Source organism: Moorena sp., from assembly GCF_982860115.1.
In genome coordinates, this window is the sequence record NZ_CEYLVT010000015.1 from 60643 (window position 1) to 63851 (window position 3209).

2 protein-coding genes and 1 pseudogene are annotated in these 3209 nt (G+C 46.3%); 2 read left to right on the top strand and 1 reads right to left on the bottom strand.

Translation table 11 applies throughout. From position 1 onward, the window contains the following. Together AC4II3_RS04850 and AC4II3_RS04855 are read left to right on the top strand one after the other, a co-directional pair. Positions 1 to 2412, top strand: a pseudogene (locus tag AC4II3_RS04850) (hypothetical protein); the annotation flags it as partial. A gap of 47 nt (positions 2413 to 2459) precedes the next feature. Continuing rightward, a complete protein-coding gene (locus tag AC4II3_RS04855; protein ID WP_488009074.1) occupies positions 2460 to 3002 on the top strand; it encodes a hypothetical protein in 543 nt (180 codons plus the stop codon). Here AC4II3_RS04855 and AC4II3_RS04860 read toward each other — a convergent pair. Beyond that, positions 2997 to 3209 (bottom strand): hypothetical protein (locus AC4II3_RS04860; protein WP_490722779.1); only part of this gene is annotated, 213 nt, incomplete at its 5' end. The genes AC4II3_RS04855 and AC4II3_RS04860 overlap by 6 nt on opposite strands.

A 3209-nucleotide genomic window follows, 5' to 3' on the forward strand; every position in this document is an offset into this window, starting at 1 on the left:
GATGACCAGGCAGATGACCAGGCAGATGACCAGGCAGATGACCAGGCAGATGACCCCCTCACGTTGTTGGAAGACCCAACTAACGAAGACCCAACTAATGACCTCCTCACGTTTTTGGAGGTTCCCGTTACAGGACTGCCCAGGGGAGAATATTTACCCTTGTTTCCCTATGGAGGCGTAAGTGGAACCCTGGCTCACTATCAGCAAATGGAGGAACAAATCCTCAATCCCCAGCGCCGCAAACAAATTAAAATTATTGCTGAAACAGACACTACTCAACTTAGCGGTCAACCTCAAGGAATACTAGGGGGGATAGGGACATTTAGTCCCCAAGCATTCAGTGCCTTGAGTAGATCAGCTACCCCTGAAGCTCAGGCCATGACAGCTGCTGCACCAGCGGAAACCATCACTGGTACAACTTCCCTGGGATTGTTGGCAACCTATTCCTCTGATTACCAAACCCTCAATAGTCTATTACTGGCGAAGGATACCGACAATAAGGATGTGAGTTTGCAGGACCTAGAACGGGGTTCATCCCTCCGTTCAGCTTTCCAGTCCAGTCAGATGTTCCTGGTGATCACTGACCCGACTTCCCTCAAAACCGATACCAATGAATCTCCTCCAGTTATCAAGGAGCATTTTCAGAATAACCAACTGACCATTCAAGGGTGGACCTTTGATCTCAATCCAGACAATTGGCGTCAGGGCACAGGGGATACGGATACGGTCTTACTGTTTAAGTTCCTAGATAAGCCCCTGATTGATATTCTCAAGGATACCGCCCTGTGGGAACAACCGGAGGTATTTGTCGGGACGGCAACGGATGCTGATGAACGGGTCAAGGAAATTAAAGCAGTGCGCGATCGCTTAGTGACATTCTTTGAAAATGCGATCGCAACGGCCAACGACCCCAATGCTGCTGAAAAAGACCGGGATAATGCTGCCCCTCTAGCCCGGGTTGGCAGCAGCACCTTTTGGTCAGGGATGATTGCTTTAAATGTCAAGCTCCCAGCTGGGACAGGACTGCCTGAAGACTTGAAAGCCCTAGAATGTGGCATACAAGACCAGGATAACTTCTACGCTCAGTATGTCGGGAGTAATGGCACCCCGATTTTTCCCCAAAATGGGGAATTGGTAGCGGAACAGTCTTCTTTGTTTGGATTGCTGGACTATCAAGACAACTCCGTGCCAGAAACCGGTCCCTTGGGCTATGCCTTCCAGGTGGCCAACTTACGGGTGCAATTCCAAAATTCTCAAATTACCGCATTTTCCAGTCAGGTCAATCTTACCCTAGATAAACTCTTTGACGAAGCCACCCAATTACTCAATAGTCGTTCAGGACGGAATATCGTCATTCTCCAGGGCTTTACGGAAGAACACGATGGCGTGATTACCTATAGCTTTAGCTTTAGCGGCGAGAACTATTTTGCCCTACCCGATAGTCATATTCTCAATAATGTTGACATCGTTAAGGCCACGTTTTCCACAGACCCCCCAGGCAATGATACTACACTCACCATTGGACGGTTTACCCTCTGGGGCCGTCTCAATTTCCGTGACCTAGAGACCTTTGATGGATTATCCTTTGGGTCAGATACTTCCGTGTCCGATGACGTGTTAACTGCCAGCAACCTGGTCAACCGCAGTGCCCGTGCTCTGGAAGACGATTATCAAGTAGGGATTGATACTCTCAATCAAGCATCAGCGGAGTTGCAGCAAAAACTCGATGAGCTAGCCAATAACGAACAATTCCTCCAGTTCTCAAAGCTAACCATTGTGATGAACTGCAAGCATACCAATGGTACCCAGGATATCACCTTTAGTGTGGATGCCAGCCAAATTGCCTTTGATTTGGCTCAGAGTAAAGCCCGCCCCCATAGTCTCTACAGCAAATTTCCCCTTAAGCTGACTAACTTCGTCTATCTCGACCCTGCTCAACCCGATAGCAAGCCTAAAGGGTATCTTACGGTTAAAACTCCCTTGGGCACTGGTTCTATGCCCGACAGTGGCTTTGGTTTTAATTTCGAGTTTAATTTGGGCAGTTTGGGGGCATTGTCGGGTTCAGCTCAGTTTGTGGTTAATCTGTTGATTATCTGGGAACCGAATCAGGATGGTTCCCAGGAAAAAGCCACAACTTTTGTAGGATTGAGGCTACCGGGAATTGGTGGGGATGTGCTCGGTTTTCCTCTCCAGAGTGTACTGAAGCTGTCCTTCAAGACAGTGGAATTACTGGTTGATTCCACTAGCACTTCTGGTACAGCTTACTTGTTGAAAATTAAGAAGGTTGCTCTTAAGTTTTTTGTCCTCTCATTTCCCCCCAGTGGACAAACGGAAATTGTTATCTTTGGCAATCCTGATGCCACGGATAGTAATGATGCTGTTGGCTGGTATGCGGCTTATGCTAAAGGTTAAGGCTTTAAGCAATAGGTTTAATTTAATTTAAATAAACAGGAGATAAGATGGCAGAGGATAAAATCAGCGATTATCAAAATATTAACGATATCCCAACCTTTATGGAGGAAGTCGAGAATACCTATAGCATTACTGAAGAATTGCCCATTAACTTATCTGACAATCATCCATTATCTGATATGTGGGCAAAATCAATTACTGTTACGGAAGGTACATCACCGGATCCTTGTTATACTGCTACTGGATCAATTAATGATCAGTTTCCTTTCAATTTTGCCGAGGATTTTCCCTTTGATAGTAAAGATTTTAGTTTTCTAACCAACCAAGACGTTGCTCCTGAACTGGCAATGAAGTTGAAGATTGATGTCTTCCAACCTATACCGGAACCTGAAGATAGGAGGGGGATTAAAGTCACCGTCTTTTCGGTACCCCAATCCGATGATTATCCCAATGGAGTCATTGTTAAAAAAGGCTTAACCTTCGTGGACGAAAATGGTAATCCTGTGGCTGATGATAATCTATCAACAACAAAGATTCCAGAAGAATCAGTGGTGCCAACGGAAGCAGACGTTAAGCTCGATCAATTATAGCCTTTGTATCTCGGTTGTAAACACACGAATTGCTGAAAGAGGCAATAGGCAAGAGGCAAGAGGCAAGAGGCAAGAGGCAAGAGGCAAGATGGGAAAGATATCCGGAGTTTTATTGCCCAATAAAATTAGTTGCGTAGGGTGCGTTAGGGGTGCCTCATTTTCCGCCTCGTAGCCAGGCTTTGGATAGCCCGCCCCGTAACGCACCAC

Coding starts and splice junctions, on each gene's coding strand:
- AC4II3_RS04855 (WP_488009074.1), top strand. CDS start 2,460: ATGGCAGAGGATAAAATCAGCGATTATCAAAATATTAACGATATCCCA.